A 15,959-nucleotide genomic window follows, 5' to 3' on the forward strand; every position below is an offset into this window, starting at 1 on the left:
CACCGCGGCGCTCGCGGACCCCGCGCCCGTCACGACGCGCTCCCGGGGACCACGCCGGACACCAGCAGGCGTTCGACGTACTTCGCGAGCACGTCCACCTCGAGGTTCACCCGGTCGCCCGGCATCAGTCGCCCGAGGATCGTCGCCTCGAGCGTCGTCGGGATCAGCGAGACGCCGAACGTCTCGTCGTCCACGTGCGTCACCGTCAACGACACCCCGCTCACCGCGATCGAGCCCTTCTCCGCCACGTAGCGCGTCAGACCCCCAGGCGCGGAGAGCACCAGGTCGTTCCACCGCTCCCCCGGCGCGCGGCTCACGAGCGTGCCGACGCCGTCCACGTGGCCCTGCACGACATGACCGCCCAGCCGCGCGTCCGCCCGGACGGCCCGCTCCAGGTTCACCGGCGACCCCGCCACGAGGTCACCCAGCGCAGTCCGACGCAGCGACTCCGGCATCACGTCCGCCGTGAACGACCCGTCGCCCCCGAGGCTCGTGACCGTCAGGCACACCCCGTTCACCGCGATCGAGTCACCGAGCGCCGCGTCCGACGCCGCGAGCGGCCCCTCGACCGTGAGCACCGCGTCCTCCCCCGCGCCGCCCGGGAACGCGATCCCCCGGACCCTGCCGATCTCCTCCACGATCCCCGTGAACATCAACCCACCCGCCCTTCCGTGCTCTTCCTGGACACCACCAGCGCGTCGTCCCCGACACGCCTCACCTCCACCGTGCGAAACCGGTGCGCGTCGGCGATCGTCGCCACACCGAACCCGTCCACCGCGCGTCGTCCGCTCCCCAGCAGCACCGGGGCCACGTACGCGTGCAGCTCGTCCACCGCGCCCGCGGCCAGGAACGCCGTCGCCAGCGTCGGACCGCCCTCCACCAGCACGTGCCGCACCTCGCGCTCCGCGAGCCGCTCCAGCACCTCACCGACGTCCCGCGTCAGCACGTGCACCAGCTCGCCACCCTCCCCGCGGACCCGCGCCGCCGGCGGGACACCCCGCAAACCCACGACCACGCGCAACGGCTGGTGCTCCGCCAGACGCACGGCGCTCGCGGCCTCGTGCGCGGCGACGTGGGAAGGGCCGTGGCCGCGCACCCGCGCGGTGAGCTCGGGGTCGTCGGCCAGGAGCGTGCCCGTGCCGACGACGATCGCGTCCACCTCCGCCCGCACGCGGTGCGCGTGCTCGCGCGCCGCGGGCCCGGTGATCCACCGGCTCGTCCCGTCCGCGGCGGCGACGTAGCCGTCGAGCGTCGTGGCCGTCTTGAGCGTCACGTACGGCGTGCCGCGCCGGACGGCCGCGAGCCACACCCGCAGGAGCTCCTCGCCCTCGGCGGCGCGCAGGCCGCGCACGACGCGGACCCCCGCGGCCCGCAGCCGGTGCGCGCCGCCCGTGGCGACGGGGTTCGGATCGTCGACGCCGAGCACGACCTCCGCCACGCCCGCGGCGACGAGGGCGTCGGCGCACGGGCCGGTGCGACCGGTGTGGGCGCACGGCTCGAGCGTCACGACCGCCGTCGCGCCGGCGACGTCGACGCCGCGCGCCCGGGCGTCCGCGAGGGCCGCCGCCTCGGCGTGCGGCGTGCCCGCGCCACGGTGCCACCCCTCGGCGAGCACGGGCCGCGGGTGCGGGTCGATCGAACCGGGCGCGGCGCCGTCGGGCAGGGTCGCGCCGGGCGGAGGGCCCAGCAGGACGCAACCGACGCGGGGGTTCGGCCCGTGCGCCGGCCCTCGGGCCGCCAGCTCGAGCGCGCGCGTCATCGCGTCGTCGACCGTCAGGGTGCGGGGGTGCTCGCCCATCGTCCTCCTCCCGGGCACGGGCGCTCCGGGGTGAGGGCGGGCGGCGGGTCGAGCCACGAGGGCTCGACGGCGTCGCTCACCACGGCGAGGCCGTCACCGTCCCGGACGGGTGCACCGGCGGGTCGCCGGAGCACCACGCGCCGAGGCGTGGCCACGCCGCACGTGCTTCCTCCCATCCGGACTTTCACCGTCGGTCCTGGAGTTCCACCAGGTCAACCGCGCGTGGGCGCGGGTCGCGGACTGTCACCGCCGGCTCGGAATTGCACCGACCCCGGAGCACGTTCGTGCGTACTGCGTTCTGCAACCGCCGATGTTACTCCGGGTGCGCGCCGCGCGGGCGCGACCGACGGTCCGACGCGTTCTCGCCCGCTCCCGTCGAGGTCCGCGCTCGCGAGAACCGCCTCACCCCGAGCGGCCGCCCTTCGCCGTCCGACGACCGCCAGCCCGTTCCTCCGTGCTTGGTGGTGAGTTTTCCGCGGTCTGTCAGGAGTGAGATAGACGCTTGGCACACTATTTTATGGGGAACGAAGAAGGGGCCCGTAGTGAGCCCCCTCTCGTCCTGACGTCAGTGGGCGTGCGCCGATGCCTCCGCCAGCTCGCGCAGCGCCTGGATCTCCTCGGGCACGTTCTCCGCCCCGTAGACCGCCGACCCGGCGACGAAGACGTTCGCCCCCGCGTCCGCGGCCCGCTCGATCGTCGACCGCGACACTCCCCCGTCGACCTGGATCCACACGTCGAGTCCCGACTCGCTCACGGCCTCGCGCGCCCGCCGGATCTTCGGCAGCGTCCCCTCGATGAAGGACTGCCCGCCGAAGCCCGGCTCGACCGTCATGACGAGGATCATGTCCACCTCGGTCAGCAGGTCCAGGAAGGGCTCCACCGGCGTCGCAGGGCGCAGCGCGACGCCTGCGCGGGCTCCCAGGCGGCGGAGCTCGCGAGCGAGCCGCACAGGGGCAGCAGCGGCCTCGGCGTGGAACGTGACCGACGCCGCGCCCGCCTCCGCGTAGGCCGGCGCCCAGCGGTCAGGGTCCTCGATCATGAGGTGGGCGTCGATCGGGACGGGCGACACCTGCGCCAGGCGCTCGAACACCGGCAGCCCGAGCGTGAGGTTCGGCACGAAGTGGTTGTCCATGACGTCGACGTGCGCGTAGTCCGCCGTGGCGATCGCGTTCAGGTCGCGCTCGAGGTTCGCGAAGTCGGCGGACAGGATGCTCGGTGCGATGAGGGCTGCCATGGGCCCCAGCCTAGGGGCGCGTGCCGGAGCCCGGTGCTCGTACCCTCGTCGCGTGAGCGACCTCTCCTCCCCCTCCCCCGGCCCGGCCCCTGCCTCCGTCCGCGGCACGCCGCACCGCCCCGGGGACCCGCACGCCTCCGCACCCGTCGTGACGGTGCGCCCGGCCACGGTGCACGACCTGCCGCGGGTCGCGGAGATCGCCGCCCCGTTCGTGCGCGACACGTGCGTGACGTTCGAGGAGGAGGTCTGGGACGTCCCGGCGTGGCACCGCAAGCTCGACGACGTCACCGCGCGCGGCCTGCCGTTCCTCGTCGCCGAGGTCGACGCCCCGGGCGGGCCGAGCTCCCCGACCGGCGCCGTCGTCGCGGGCTACGCGTACGCGTCGGCCTGGCGCCCCAAGCCCGCCTACCGGCACACCGCCGAGGACACGATCTACCTCGACCCGGCGCACGCCGGGCGCGGGGTGGGGACCGCGCTGCTCGCCGCGCTCCTGGAGGCGGTCGCCGCCGCGGGGGTCCGCCAGGTCGTCTCCGTCGTGGCCGACGTCCCCGAGGCCGCCGGGTCGCTCCCGCTGCACCGCCGTTTCGGCTTCGTCGAGACCGGCCGCCTCACCGCCGTCGGGTTCAAGCACGGCCGCTGGGTCGACACGATCCTGCTCCAGCGCACCCTCTGAGCACCCTGGGGCGCCCCGACCCGGCGGGGCGAGCAGGCGGTCCTGGTGGGTGAGGGCGCGCGGACCCGCCGCGACCACCTGCTCGGCGTGAGAAGGAGACCGTTAGACGACCAGGGTTCGGCGGAGGTCGGTGGTACGGCGCTCGACCGTGCGCCAGGCGTGACGGCTCACGCCGGGGTGGGCGTCGCGGTCGATGTCCGCGAGCGCCGCGAGGAGTCCGTCGAGGGTCTGGGCGACGGCGCGCTGGGCGCGTCGGCGGGGCAGTCCCCAGGTGGTGCCCTCGGTGACGAGGTGGTCGGCGGTGAGGCGGTCCATGTCGCGTTCGCCGGCGACGTCCATGGCGAAGACGCGGGAGGCGTGGTCGTGGTGGAGGTGCATGGCGATGTCGTAGGCGGGGGCGAGGCGGACGGTGCCGTCGGCGTGGCGCAGGACGGAGATGTTCTTGGCGTGGGCGTCGGTGTTGCCGAGGGCGAGGTTGAGGGTGGTGAGGGCGAGGAGGGGGTCGGGGCGGGTGCCGTCGTCGCGCAGGGTGCGGGCGATGGCGGCGAGGGAGGGGAAGCGGCGGCCGTGCTGGAACTTGCGTTCGGGGTCGCGGGTGTTGATGCCGAGGGCCTGGGCGGCGTCCTCCTGGTGGAGGCGTGCGGTGCCGGTGGGGTCGGTGGGGTCGGGGACGCGGTCGTAGCGGGTGACGACGATGGCGCGTTCGCCGTCGAGCTCGGTGACGTGGGCGTGGACGGTGGTGAGGCCGACGCGGCGGGCGAGGTCGAGGGCGGCGGCCTCCGTGTTGACGAGGTCGGCGGTGGGTGAGTCGGCGGGGCGGGCGACCTTGAGGATGTGGGTGGTCGGTGCGGAGCCGTGGGGTCGGGCCCAGCCGTGCTCGTCGTGGAGGAGGGTGATCTTGGGTTCCATGCCGGGCAGGGAGCTGGTGAGGTGGTCGGTGCGGCCTTCTCCCCCGCTGCGTGCGACGGCGGCGCGCAGGAGTCGTGCGACGGCGGCGTCGTCGAGGCGTTCGGGGGTGCCGGGGGTGGGGAGGGGTTGTCCTTCGGGTGCGAGGAGGACGGCGCCGGCGGTGTCGTGGCCGTAGTGGACGAGGAAGGCGAGGGCGTCGTCGGGGTCGATGCCGGCGTCGATGGCCATGGCGTCGCGGGTGCGGCCCTCGGGGAGGAGTCCGTCGAGCCAGGCGGCGACGCGCGCGGGGTGGGGCGGGGGGTCGTCGGGTGGGGTGATGGGCAGCAGGTGGGACAGGACACGGGCGTCGTGCCCCCAGCGGTCGAGGGCGTCGGTGGTCCAGGTGAGGGTGACGCGGGGTGTGCCGTCGGTGGTGCGCAGGCCGGTGGGTGCGAGGGTCGCGACGGGGGTGCCGTAGAGCCAGGCGGTGAGGGTGGTCATCGGCGTTCCTGGAGTCGCAGGTCGACGTCGAGGGTGTCGAGGAGCTCGAAGAGTCGTTGGACCCAGAGGTTCTCGACGCCGTTCTCTAGCTCGGAGAGGTACTGGCGGGTGATGCCGAGCTCGTCGGCGACCTGGGCCTGGGTGAGTCCGCGGGTTCGGCGGACGCGGCTGAGGTAGGCGCCGAGGTCGCGGGGGCTGCGGGGGGTGGTCCAGGTGTCGGCCATGCTCGCTCTCCTGCCGTGGGGTGCCCTGACGTGCGGCCGTGTCGGGATTCCCTGACACGACACGGTGTCAGGTTACTCTGACACCCCCGCGTTGTCGAGATATGACGACATCGCGACGCGGGGCGCGGCGCTCACACCGTGCGGCGCAGGAGCGTGAGGTGCATGGCGTCGGTGCCGTGGATGTGCGGCCACAGCTGGACGTCCTGACGGTCCCCGAGCTCGACGGTGTCGCGCACCTCCGGACGCACGACGTCGCGCACGACGTCCGGGGCGTCGAGGACCTCGACGTCGTCGCGGCGGCGCAGCACGTCGGCGACGACGACCTGGGTCTCGGCGAGGTGGGGCGAGCACGTGACGTACCCGACCACTCCCCCGGGCCGGACGGCGTCGAGCGCGGAGTCGAGGAGCTCGCGCTGGAGCCCGGTGAGGGTCGCGAGGTCCGCCGGGGTGCGGCGCCACCGCGACTCGGGCCGGCGGCGCAGGGCCCCGAGGCCCGTGCAGGGGGCGTCGAGGAGCACGCGGTCGTACGCGCCCGGCTCGTCCTGCCCGACGGCGCGCCCGTCACCCGTGCGCACGGCCTCCACGGCGTCCGCAGGGACGGCGGCGAGCGCCTTCTCCACGAGGCGTGCGCGGTGCGGCTGGACCTCGTTGGCGACGAGGCGCGCCCCGCGCTCGGCCGCGAGCGCCGCGAGGAGCGCGGCCTTGCCGCCGGGACCGGCGCACAGGTCGAGCCAGCGCGCGTCGTCGCCGGTGGAGCCGGGCTGCGGTCCGGTGAGCGGTGCGGCGGCGAGCGCGAGGGCGACGAGCTGGCTGCCCTCGTCCTGGACGCCGGCGCGGCCGTCGCGCACGGCGCCGAACGCGGCGGGGTCGCCGCCGTCGAGGGTGAGCGCGGTGGGTGCCCAGCGAGCGGGGGTGACGCGGCCGTCGCCGTCGGCGAGCTCGTGGGGGTCGGCGAGGCCGGGGCGCGCGACGAGCGTGACGCGGGGGGCGTCGTTGTCGGCGGCGAGGAGGGCGTCGAGCTCGTCCACGGGGCGTCCGTTGCCGGCGAGGGCGTCGCGCAGGGCGCGGGCGATCCACACGGGGTGGCTCTGGGTGGCCGCGAGCGCCGCGAGGGGGTCGGGGGCGTCGTCGGCGAGGGTCGTGAGCCAGTCGTCGAGGGGGGTGCGGGCGACGCGGCGCAGGACGGCGTTGACGAGCTGGGCGCTGCCGGCGCCGGTGCGTTCGCGGGCGAGGCCGACGGTCTCGGAGACGGCGGCGTGCTGCGGGACGCGCATGGCGAGGAGCTGGTGGGTGCCGAGGCGCAGGACGTCGAGCACGGGCGGGTCGAGGCGGTCGAGGGGGCGGTCGAGGCAGTGCGCGAGGATCGCGTCGTAGCGGCCGCACAGGCGCAGCGTGCCGTAGGCGAGCTCGGTCGCGAAGCCCGCGTCGCGCCCGCGGATGCCGCGCTCACGCAGCAGGGGCGGCAGGACGAGGTTGGCGTAGGCGTCGGAGCCGTCGACCTGGCGCAGGACGTCGTACGCGACGGCCCGTGCGGGGTCGGTGCCCTTGCGACGCTGGGAGGGTGCCGCGGAGCCGCGGTGCACCTCCCCGCGGGAGCGGGCGGCGCCGCGCTGGCGCCCCCGGGCGTCGCGGCGCGCGCCTCCCCCGCCGGCCGGCGCCGCTCCAGAACTCGAACGCGCGTTCGAGTTGTCGCCCCCACCCTGGCCGCCATCGATCGAACGCTTGTTCGACGCGGCGCCCTCCCGGCGCTGCGGTCGCCCGTTTCCGTTCGAACGTGCGTTCGAACCGTCGCGGTCGCGGCGCTCGGCGCTCATCGGGCGGTCTCCGCACCGAGGACCGTGGCGTCGTCGAGCCGGGCACCGCGCGCCCAGTCCGCGGCGGCCATGTGCTTCTTGCCCACGGGCGCCACCTCCCCCAGCTGGACGGCGTGGGTCGCGGTCCCGACGAGCACCTCCTTCTTCCCGGCGCGCACGCGCCCGGGGGCGAGGTCGACGACGTCGGGCCGCGGGGTGACGGGGCCGAGCCCCAGGCGCGCGGGCGATCCGTCGGCGCCGGGCAGGGTCGTCCACGCCCCGGGTGCCGGGGTGCAGCCGCGCACCAGGCGGTCGACCGCGAGCGCCGGGTGGTCCCAGCGGACCTCGGCGTCCGCGGTCGTGAGCTTGGCGGCGTGCGAGACGCCGTCGGCGGGCTGGGGCTGCGGGCGCAGGGTGCCGTCCTCGAGGGCGTCGAGGGTGGCGACGAGGAGGCCCGCACCGGAGACGGCGAGACGGCCGAGGAGGTCGCCCGCGGTGTCCCGGGGCCGGATCGTCTCCGTCGTGGTGCCGAGCGTGGGCCCCGAGTCCAGCCCTTCCTCGATGAGGAACGTCGTCGCCCCGGTCACCTCGTCGCCCGCGATGATCGCGCGCTGCACGGGCGCCGCGCCGCGCCAGGCGGGCAGGACGGAGAAGTGCAGGTTGACCCACCCGTGCCGCGGCACGGCGAGCACGTCGGGGCGCAGGATCTCCCCGTACGCGACGACGGGTGCCGCGTCGACGTCGAGCGCGGCGAGGCGCGCGAGGAACTCCTCGCCGCGGGGCCGGTCCGTGAGGACCGGGATCCCGGCCTCCTCGGCACGCACGCGGACGGGGCTGGGGGTCAGGCGCCGTCCGCGGCCCGACGGCGCGTCGGCGCGCGTGAGCACGGCGACCACCTCGTGGCGGGAGTCGAGGAGGGCGTCGAGGGACGGGACCGCGGTATCCGGGGTCCCCGCGAACAGCAGGCGCATGGGCCCGATTCTAGGTGGCCGGGCAGGGCGGCAGACCCGGGAGCGGCCCCGTGCACGGGTCGGGCGCCCGGTATGCGCAGGCGCCCGGTACGGGCCCGGAGGTCAGGTCGCCAGCGTGGCGAGCGGCGGGAAGGCGGGGAACGCCTCGTCGTCCACGGGAGCGAGCTCGAGGCAGCTCAGCCGGTCGTCGTCGACGAACAGCAGCAGGAGGAAGCGGTCCGTGCCCGCCTCCAGCACGACGCGCGGGCCCTGCGCGGGGACGGGACCGTCGTCGTCCCCCAGGTCGATCGTCGGGCAGGCCCCGCACGCGCACGTGCCGTGCACGCGCACCGCGTCGACCTGGGCGAACCAGCGCCCACGGTCGGCCGCGTCCCGGTCCGGCGCGACCGCCTCGCCGCGGCACCCGTGGCCGAGCATCCAGACGAGCACGTCGCGCTCACGGGCCGTGAGCGCGCGCGGCACCCCGGCACCCGTCACGACGCGGCGCCCATCACGACCCGGCGCCCATCACGACCCAGCGCCCATCACGACCCAGCGCCCTCGGGGCCGACCGGCACGCCCAGGTCGCGCAGCGCCGCGCGCAGGCCCGCCGTGCCCACGAACAGGTGGGTGCGCAGCCCGAGGCGCGCCGCGGCGTCGACGTTGGCCGCGCTGTCGTCGGTGAACAGCGTCCGGGCCGGGTCGAGACCGAACCGCTCGACCGCGAGCGCGAAGATCGCCGGGTCGGGCTTGGCCAGGCCCTCGCGCCCGGAGACCAGCACGTCCTCCATGAGGGCCGTGGCCGGAGCGGCCGGAGCGGCGTGCCCGAAGAGCTCCGCGGACCAGTTCGTCAGCCCGTACAGCCGCAGGCCCAGGTCCCGCAGCTCGCGCACGAGCTCCTCGGAGCCCTCGACCGGGCCGGTGAGCGTCGCGGGGAACCGCTCGACGTACCGGTCCAGCAGCGCGACGTGGTGCGGGTGGCTCGCCGCCACGCGGTCGCGCGCGTCCTGCCACGTCGCACCCGCGTCCCGCTCGTGGTTGAGCACGCGGAAGTCCACGTCGGCGAAGAACGCGTCCACGTCCCGCCGGTCGACGCCGTCGTACGCGCCGTACGGGTCCCAGCCCACCAGGACGTTGCCGAAGTCGTACAGCACGGCGTCGATCTCGCGGGCGGCGGGTGCCGGGCCCCGGTCGGGGGTCTCGTCGGCGGACGCCCCGGTGACGGAGGCGACGGTCGGGGCGTCGGGCACGGGGCGGTGCGTCACAGGGCGGTGCGTCACAGGATCTCCTTCGGGTCGAGCTCCACCCGCACGCTACCCGGCTCGCGCCGCGCGGACCGGACCGCGACGGACGCGCCGAGCTCGCGCGCCAGCCGGCGACCGTCGCGCACCGGGACCCGCACCACCGCTCGTACGGGCGGGGCGTCGACCAGCCCGGGCGCCGCGCCGTCCGCCCCGTCAGCACCCCGCCCGCGGGGCGACGCCGCCACCTCCACCGGACCCAGCACCGTCTCCGGGCCCGCGAGCGCCACCCGGCCCAGCACCGCCGCGACCGCGGGACGGTCGCCCGTCACCGCCGCCACCCGGACCGCCGGCGGCAGCGACAGCTCGACCCGCTCGTCCAGCTCGCGGTCCGCGAGGAGCGCCGGGTCCCAGCGCACGAGCGCGTTCGTCGGCGCGGGCGCGGCGTCGCCCACGAGCAGCACCTGCCCGCCCGCCGTCGCGGGCCGCACGAGCGCCGCCGCGGCGAGCCAGCGCGCGAGCGCGTCCTGCGCGACGTCGAGCCCGACGTGCGCCGTGCTCACCGCCGCGTCCAGCAGCAGCGCCGCCGCGTACCCGCCCTCGGCGACCGGCTCGGCACCCGGCGTCGCGACCACGAGCGCAGGCCGCGCGGACACCGCCCCCAGCACCCCGCCCGCCGCCGCGGCACCCGACACCTGCACCGGGACCCCCGCGAACGCGCGCCCCAGCTCCTCCGCGGTGCGCTGGGACCCCACGCGCACCGACCGCAGCCCCGTCCAGTGGCACTCCGCGCACGACCACCCGCCCGCGAGCGCCCCGCACCACGCGCACTGGGGCGTCGCCTGCGGGCCGGACAGCGCGAGCGGCCCGTGGCACACCGTGCAGCGCGCGGGCGTGCGGCACCGGCCGCACGCCACGACCGGCACGTACCCCGACCGCGGCACCTGCACCAGCACCGGCCCCTGCTCCAGCGCCGCACGCGCCGTGCGCCACGCGGCCGTCGGGATGCGCGCCGCGGCGCCCGGTCCCTCCGCCGCCAGCTCGACCGAGGTCAGCGCCCGCACGCGCGGCGCCCGGGCCCGCACGACGTCGCGCGGCGCCGCGAGCTCGTGCGCCCAGCCCCGTACGACGAGCGCGTGCGCCGCGACCGTGCGCCCGTGCGACCCCAGCAGGAACGCCGCGCCCTCCTGGTCGCTGCGCAGCGCGAGCACCTCGCGCGCGTGCGGGTACGGGGCGCGCGGCTCCGCGAGCGTGTCCTCGCCGTCGTTCCAGCAGACCACCAGCCCGAGGTCGACCACGGGTGCGAACGCCGCCGCACGGGTCCCCACGACGACGCGCGCGTCACCGTGCAGGACGGCGAGGAACGCGCGGTAGCGCGGCGCGGGCCCCTCGTCGGCCGTCAGCCGCACCACCTCGCCCCCGGTCGCCGCGTCCCACGCGGGCAGCCCGGCGGCCGCGAGCGCCGCGCAGACCTGGTCGACGTCGCGCGCGTCCGGCACGACGACGAGCGCGCCCCGCCCGCCCGACCGGGCCGCGCGCACCGCCTCGGCGACCGCCGCCGCCCAGTGCGTGACGGGCAGCGCGTCGGGCTCCTTGCGCGAGCGGCCCGCGCCGCGCCGACCCTCGGACGCCGCCTCGGGTGCCGGGGGCGCGAGCCCGGGGAGCGCGGTCCACACGGCGCGGGGCGCCCCGCCGCCCGCGACGTGCGCGAGGAACGCGGCGCCGGCCCGGTACGGGGCCCACACGGACTCCTGGTGCGGCGCCCGCGCCGCAGCGGCGGGCGCCGACGCGGGAACGGGCTCGGCAGGCGCGAGGACGGGCTCGTCGACGGGAGGACCCGCAGGAGCCGCCTCGGCGGCGACGGCGCCCTCGCTCGTGGCGACCGGGGCGTCCCCGGTCGGGGGCGTTCCCGGCGCGGGCACCGGGCCGGGGGCGGTCCGTGCCGCGAAGGACTGCTCGGCGCGCGCGTGCCGCGGCGGCACGGCGAGGCGCAGCACGTCCGAGAGCGTGCCGGCGTAGTGGTCGGCGACCGCCCGCGCGAGCCGGGCGACGGCCGGTGCCAGCACGGGCTCGGCCGACACAACGCGCCGCAGCGGCAGCAGGCGCCCGTCGTGGTCCGAGCGGTCGACGCGCTCCAGCACGTACCCGTCGACGTCCCGGCCCGCGAACCGCACCTTGACCCGCACCCCCGGGCGCGCGTCGTCGGACATCGTGGCGGGCACGAGGTAGTCGAAGGGGCGGTCCAGGTGCGGGGGCGCGAGGTCGAGCGCGAGGCGCGCCACCGGCAGGTGCGCGGCGATCTGGTGCGACGCCGGCGGCGCGGGCCCCCGGCGGGGCGCAGCGGGCGCGACGGTGAGCAGGGTGTCCTGCACCGCCCGCGACGTGTCCTCCGGCTCGCTCACGACGCCATCGAACCACGCGCCGCCGTCACGACCGGCGCACCCGTCGACGCCGCGACGACGCTCCTCACACCTGGGACTGCAGGTCCGCGACGCGGTCCGTGCGCTCCCACGTGAACTGCTCGAGCTCGCGCCCGAAGTGCCCGTAGGCCGCCGTCGGGGCGTAGATGGGACGCAGCAGGTCCAGGTCGCGGATGATCGCCGCCGGGCGCAGGTCGAACACTTCCCGGATCGCGGCCGTGATGCGCTCGACCGGGACCTTCTCCGTGCCGAACGTCTCCACGTACAGGCCGACGGGGTGCGCCTTGCCGATCGCGTACGCGACCTGCACCTCGCAGCGCCGTGCCAGACCCGCCGCGACGACGTTCTTCGCGACCCAGCGCGTCGCGTACGCGGCCGAGCGGTCCACCTTCGACGGGTCCTTGCCGGAGAACGCGCCTCCGCCGTGGCGGGCCATGCCGCCGTACGTGTCGACGATGATCTTGCGGCCCGTCAGGCCCGCGTCGCCCTGCGGGCCGCCCACGACGAACGTGCCGGTGGGGTTGACGAACAGGCGCGTCGCGCGCACGTCGAGGTCGAGGCCCGCGGCGTCGAGCACGGGGGCCACGACCTGCGCCGCGACCTGTCGGTGCAGCTCGTCCTGACGGACGTCCGGGTCGTGCTGCGTCGAGAGCACCACCGTGTCGAGGCTGACCGCGCGGTCGCCGTCGTACCCGACGGTGACCTGCGTCTTGCCGTCCGGGCGCAGGCCCGGCACCGTGCCGTCCCGGCGCACCGCCGCCAGGCGCTCCGCGAGACGGTGCGCGAGCCACACCGGCAGGGGCATGAGGCTCGGCGTGTCGTCGCTCGCGTACCCGAACATCAGGCCCTGGTCGCCCGCGCCCTGCGCGTCGAGGGGGTCGTGGTCGCCCTGGTCGTCGCGCTCCTCGAGGCTCTTGTCGACGCCCTGCGCGATGTCCGGCGACTGCTGGCCGATCGACACCGAGATGCCGCACGAGTCCGCGTCGAAGCCGATCACCGACGACGTGTACCCGATCCGGCGCACGACGTCGCGCACGATCTGCGGGATCTCGACGTACGCGTCGGTCGTCACCTCGCCGGCGACGTGCACCAGGCCCGTGGTGACCATCGTCTCCACGGCCACGCGGGACGTCGGGTCCTGCGCGAGGAGCGCGTCGAGGATCGCGTCGGAGATCTGGTCGCAGACCTTGTCCGGGTGCCCCTCGGTGACGGACTCGGACGTGAACAGACGCAGCTCAGCCATGGCGCACAGCCTACTGTCCCGAAAGGTGAGCGAGCGTATCCGGCAGGCGAGACGAGACGCGGGTCACTCGCCCACCCCGGCCCGCTCGTCCGACGGCGCCACGCGCGGCACGACGACGTCCCACACCGCGTCCGCGACCTCGCCCTTCAACCCGCTCGCCGTCGCGACGACGTCCCCCGCGCCGTCGACCACGGTCACGTCGTTCGCGTCGACCGCGAACCCGCGCCCCTCGCCCACGGCGTTGACCACGAGCAGGTCCGCGCCCTTGCGCCGCGCCTTGGCCCGGCCGTGGTCGAGCACGGACCCGTGCGCGTCACCGGTCTCCGCCGCGAAGCCGACCACCACCTGGCCCGGGCGCAGCCGGTCGCGGGCGAGCTCGGCGAGCACGTCCGGGTTCTCCACGAGCGCGATCGGCTCGGGCCCCTGGCCCGGCACCTTCTTGATCTTCGCGTCGGGCGCGTGGGCCGGGCGGAAGTCCGCGACGGCCGCCGCCATGACCACGACGTCCGCCCCGGCCGCCGCCGACCGCACCGCGTCGCGCAGCTGCGCCGTCGTCTCGACCTCCACCACGGCGTCGGGCACGCCCCCGGGCGCGCGCACGAGCGCGGCCACGTCGGGGGACAGGTTCGCGGCCACGAGCGTGACGTGCGCGCCGCGCGCCGCCGCGGCCCGCGCGAGCTCGACGCCCTGGCGCCCGCTCGACCGGTTGCCGATGAACCGCACCGGGTCGATGGGCTCGCGCGTCCCGCCCGCCGACACCACGACGCGCCGGCCCGCGAGATCCTGCGCGGGCCCGCTGCGCGGCCCGTGGCCGGGCTCCGCGCCCGCGTCGGCGGCGGCGGCGGTCGCGCGGGACGCGTCCTCCACGACGGCGAGCGCGACGCGCGCGATCTCGTCCGGCTCGGGCAGGCGCCCCGGCCCGGTGTCCGCCCCCGTGAGGCGGCCGGACGCCGGCTCGATCACGTGCACGCCCCGCGCCCGCAGCGTCGCCACGTTCGCGACCGTCGCCGGGTGCTCCCACATCTCCGTGTGCATCGCGGGCGCCATGACCACCGGGCAGCGCGCGGTGAGCAGCGTCGAGGTCAGCAGGTCGTCCGCGCGCCCGGCCGCCGCGCGCGCCAGCAGGTCCGCCGTGGCGGGCGCCACGACCACGAGGTCGGCGCCCTGCCCCAGGGCGACGTGCGGCACGTGCTCGACGTCCTCGAACACCTGGTCCGTGGCCGGCTCGCCCGACAGCGCCTCCCACGTGGGCGCGCCCACGAAACGCAGGGCGGACGCCGTCGGCACCACCCGCACCCGATGACCCTGCTCCCGCAGCAGCCGCAGCAGCAGCACGGCCTTGTACGCCGCGACCCCGCCGCTCACACCGAGCACGATCCGCATGTCGTTCCTCCTGGAGGTCCGGCTCAGACCCGCCGCCGACCGCGGCGGGACAGGGAGCCCGCGCACCCGGGCGCGGACGCACGAACGCCGCGCCCTCCGGTGGAGGTGCGCGGCGTGCGGGCTCAGGCCTCGGGGGCCTCGTCGGGCTCGGCCTCGATCGTCAGCAGGCCCGCGTTGATCTCGCGCATCGCGATCGAGAGCGGCTTCTCCTGGTTGCGCGTCTCGAGCAGCGGCCCGACGTTCTCCAGCAGGCCCTCGCTGAGCTGCGAGTAGTACGCGTTGATCTGGCGCGCGCGCTTGGCCGAGTAGATGACCAGCGCGTACTTCGAGTCGACGTGCTCGAGCAGGTCGTCGATGGGCGGGTCGGTGATGCCCTCGGGGGCGGCGACGGTTCCGGACACAGTTCGCTCCGTGGGTTCAAGGGTCTGCAGCGGGCGCTGCAGCTGGTCGATGGCGGCGGCGCGCACGGCGCCCCCGTCCGGGACCGGGCGGCCGCGGCACCACGTCGCAGGACGGGCCGCCGACCGGGCCTCGGGCCCACGGGGGAACGCCCGCGCACGGGCACCGCAGGACAGTCTACTCGCTGTGCCCCTCGCCGTGCCCGGACGGCACGGGGGACGACGCCGGGGACGAGCCCTCCGCCGGGACGGGACGGGGCTCGAGCCCCATGACGCGCACCAGCTCGTCCGTCGCGCGGTGCACCTCGTCGTTGACGATGACGTGGTCGAACTCCGACTCCGCCGCGAGCTCGACCCGGGCCGTCGTCAGACGGCGTTCCCGCTCCTCCGCGTCCTCCGTGCCGCGGCCGACCAGGCGACGCACGAGCTCGTCCCAGCTCGGCGGCGCCAGGAACACGAACCGGGCCTCAGGCATCGACGCCCGGACCTGGCGCGCACCCTGGAGGTCGATCTCCAGGAGCGCCGGCACGCCCGCGGCGAGCTTCTCCTCGACCGCGCGCCGGGGCGTGCCGTAGCTGTTGCGCCCGTGCACGACGGCCCACTCCAGCAGCTCACGGTCCGCGACCATGCGCGCGAACTCGTCCGGGCCGACGAACAGGTAGTGCACGCCGTCCACCTCGCCCGGCCGCGGGTCGCGCGTCGTCGCCGACACGGACAACCACACCTCCGGGTAACGGGCCCGGATGTCGGCCGACACCGTGCCCTTCCCGACGGCGGTCGGGCCGGCCAGGACGGTCAGGCGGGCGGGGCCGGGGACGACGGGCGGCGACGCCGGCTCCGTGGTCTCCCCGGCGGGGACGGACGGCGTCGGCTCGGACGGGTGCGCGGAAATGTCAGCCAAACCTCTCGATGAGGGCCGCGGACTGGTGGGGGCCGAGGCCGCGGACACGACGTGTCTCGGCGATCCCGATCTCCTCCATGATCGCCCGAGCCTTCACCTTACCCACGCCGGGCAGGGACTCCAGCAACGAGACGACCTTGAGCTTGCCGATCATGTCGTCCGTCTGGCCGCGCTCGATGACCTCCTTCAGGGAGCCCTGGGAGTACTTGAGCCGGTTCTTCACCTCGGCGCGCACGCGTCGTGCCTCCGCGGCCTTCTCGAGCGCCGCCGCGCGCTGTTCTGGGGTCAGGGGTGGAAGTGCCACGCAAGTCA

General features: G+C 76.4%; 16 protein-coding genes and 1 riboswitch. Of the genes, 1 reads left to right on the forward strand and 15 read right to left on the reverse strand.

What is annotated here, in order from left to right; all coding sequences use genetic code 11:
- Positions 1-29 precede the first annotated feature (29 nt).
- The 3 genes from E1O70_RS04900 to rpe form a co-directional block, all read right to left on the reverse strand.
- Positions 30-653, reverse strand: coding sequence for a riboflavin synthase (locus E1O70_RS04900; protein ID WP_061267295.1), 624 nt, complete (start codon positions 651-653; stop codon positions 30-32).
- Positions 653-1,798 (reverse strand): bifunctional diaminohydroxyphosphoribosylaminopyrimidine deaminase/5-amino-6-(5-phosphoribosylamino)uracil reductase RibD, encoded by a 1,146-nt coding sequence (gene ribD, locus E1O70_RS04905; protein ID WP_061267294.1) that lies wholly within the window; start codon positions 1,796-1,798, stop codon positions 653-655. The genes E1O70_RS04900 and ribD overlap by 1 nt, the downstream gene beginning before the upstream one ends.
- A 158-nt stretch (positions 1,799-1,956) precedes the next feature.
- Positions 1,957-2,082, reverse strand: a riboswitch (FMN riboswitch).
- A gap of 281 nt (positions 2,083-2,363) precedes the next feature.
- Positions 2,364-3,032, reverse strand: a complete 669-nt coding sequence (rpe, locus tag E1O70_RS04910; protein ID WP_009863278.1) for a ribulose-phosphate 3-epimerase — start codon at positions 3,030-3,032, stop codon at positions 2,364-2,366.
- A gap of 52 nt (positions 3,033-3,084) precedes the next feature.
- Between rpe and E1O70_RS04915 the strand changes: the two genes are divergently transcribed.
- Positions 3,085-3,705, forward strand: coding sequence for a GNAT family N-acetyltransferase (locus E1O70_RS04915; protein ID WP_240696600.1), 621 nt, complete (start codon positions 3,085-3,087; stop codon positions 3,703-3,705).
- A gap of 102 nt (positions 3,706-3,807) precedes the next feature.
- On the opposite strand, the gene E1O70_RS04920 is transcribed toward E1O70_RS04915, so the two are convergent.
- From E1O70_RS04920 to mihF, 12 genes are all read right to left on the reverse strand, one after another.
- A complete protein-coding gene (locus E1O70_RS04920) occupies positions 3,808-5,094 on the reverse strand; it encodes a type II toxin-antitoxin system HipA family toxin (RefSeq protein ID WP_061267293.1) in 1,287 nt (428 codons plus the stop codon).
- Positions 5,091-5,318, reverse strand: a complete 228-nt coding sequence (locus E1O70_RS04925) for a helix-turn-helix domain-containing protein (RefSeq protein WP_031316417.1) — start codon at positions 5,316-5,318, stop codon at positions 5,091-5,093. The genes E1O70_RS04920 and E1O70_RS04925 overlap by 4 nt, the downstream gene beginning before the upstream one ends.
- A gap of 131 nt (positions 5,319-5,449) precedes the next feature.
- Positions 5,450-7,132: an RsmB/NOP family class I SAM-dependent RNA methyltransferase gene (locus E1O70_RS04930; RefSeq protein ID WP_082774342.1), complete on the reverse strand. Its 1,683-nt coding sequence runs from the start codon at positions 7,130-7,132 to the stop codon at positions 5,450-5,452.
- Positions 7,129-8,082, reverse strand: coding sequence for a methionyl-tRNA formyltransferase (gene fmt, locus E1O70_RS04935; RefSeq protein ID WP_061267291.1), 954 nt, complete (start codon positions 8,080-8,082; stop codon positions 7,129-7,131). The genes E1O70_RS04930 and fmt overlap by 4 nt, the downstream gene beginning before the upstream one ends.
- A gap of 102 nt (positions 8,083-8,184) precedes the next feature.
- Positions 8,185-8,559 carry a hypothetical protein gene (locus E1O70_RS04940; RefSeq protein WP_061267290.1) on the reverse strand — a complete coding sequence of 125 codons (375 nt, stop codon included), beginning with the start codon at positions 8,557-8,559 and terminating at the stop codon, positions 8,185-8,187.
- Positions 8,560-8,606: 47 nt separating this feature from the next.
- A complete protein-coding gene (locus tag E1O70_RS04945) occupies positions 8,607-9,341 on the reverse strand; it encodes an HAD family hydrolase (RefSeq protein ID WP_240696601.1) in 735 nt (244 codons plus the stop codon).
- Entirely contained in the window at positions 9,338-11,704 is a 2,367-nt protein-coding gene (locus tag E1O70_RS04950) for a primosomal protein N' family DNA-binding protein (RefSeq protein WP_061267289.1), read from the reverse strand. Before E1O70_RS04950 ends, E1O70_RS04945 begins: the two co-directional genes overlap by 4 nt.
- A 64-nt stretch (positions 11,705-11,768) precedes the next feature.
- Positions 11,769-12,965 carry a methionine adenosyltransferase gene (metK, locus tag E1O70_RS04955; protein WP_034653075.1) on the reverse strand — a complete coding sequence of 399 codons (1,197 nt, stop codon included), beginning with the start codon at positions 12,963-12,965 and terminating at the stop codon, positions 11,769-11,771.
- A gap of 63 nt (positions 12,966-13,028) precedes the next feature.
- Positions 13,029-14,348, reverse strand: a complete 1,320-nt coding sequence (locus E1O70_RS04960; protein WP_061267288.1) for a bifunctional phosphopantothenoylcysteine decarboxylase/phosphopantothenate synthase — start codon at positions 14,346-14,348, stop codon at positions 13,029-13,031.
- Between the two features lie 122 nt (positions 14,349-14,470).
- The gene (gene rpoZ / locus E1O70_RS04965; protein ID WP_031316460.1) at positions 14,471-14,749 is read right to left on the reverse strand and encodes a DNA-directed RNA polymerase subunit omega; all 279 of its coding nucleotides are present in this window, start codon (positions 14,747-14,749) and stop codon (positions 14,471-14,473) included.
- A 175-nt stretch (positions 14,750-14,924) separates the two neighbouring features.
- Complete coding sequence (gmk, locus tag E1O70_RS04970) at positions 14,925-15,536, reverse strand: guanylate kinase (RefSeq protein WP_198163233.1); 612 nt, start codon at positions 15,534-15,536, stop codon at positions 14,925-14,927.
- Between the two features lie 103 nt (positions 15,537-15,639).
- Complete coding sequence (mihF, locus tag E1O70_RS04975) at positions 15,640-15,951, reverse strand: integration host factor, actinobacterial type (RefSeq protein ID WP_021482878.1); 312 nt, start codon at positions 15,949-15,951, stop codon at positions 15,640-15,642.
- Between the last annotated feature and the right edge of the window lie 8 nt (positions 15,952-15,959).

This window comes from Cellulosimicrobium funkei, from assembly GCF_004519295.1.
In the GTDB taxonomy this organism is placed as follows: Bacteria; Actinomycetota; Actinomycetes; order Actinomycetales; family Cellulomonadaceae; genus Cellulosimicrobium; species Cellulosimicrobium funkei.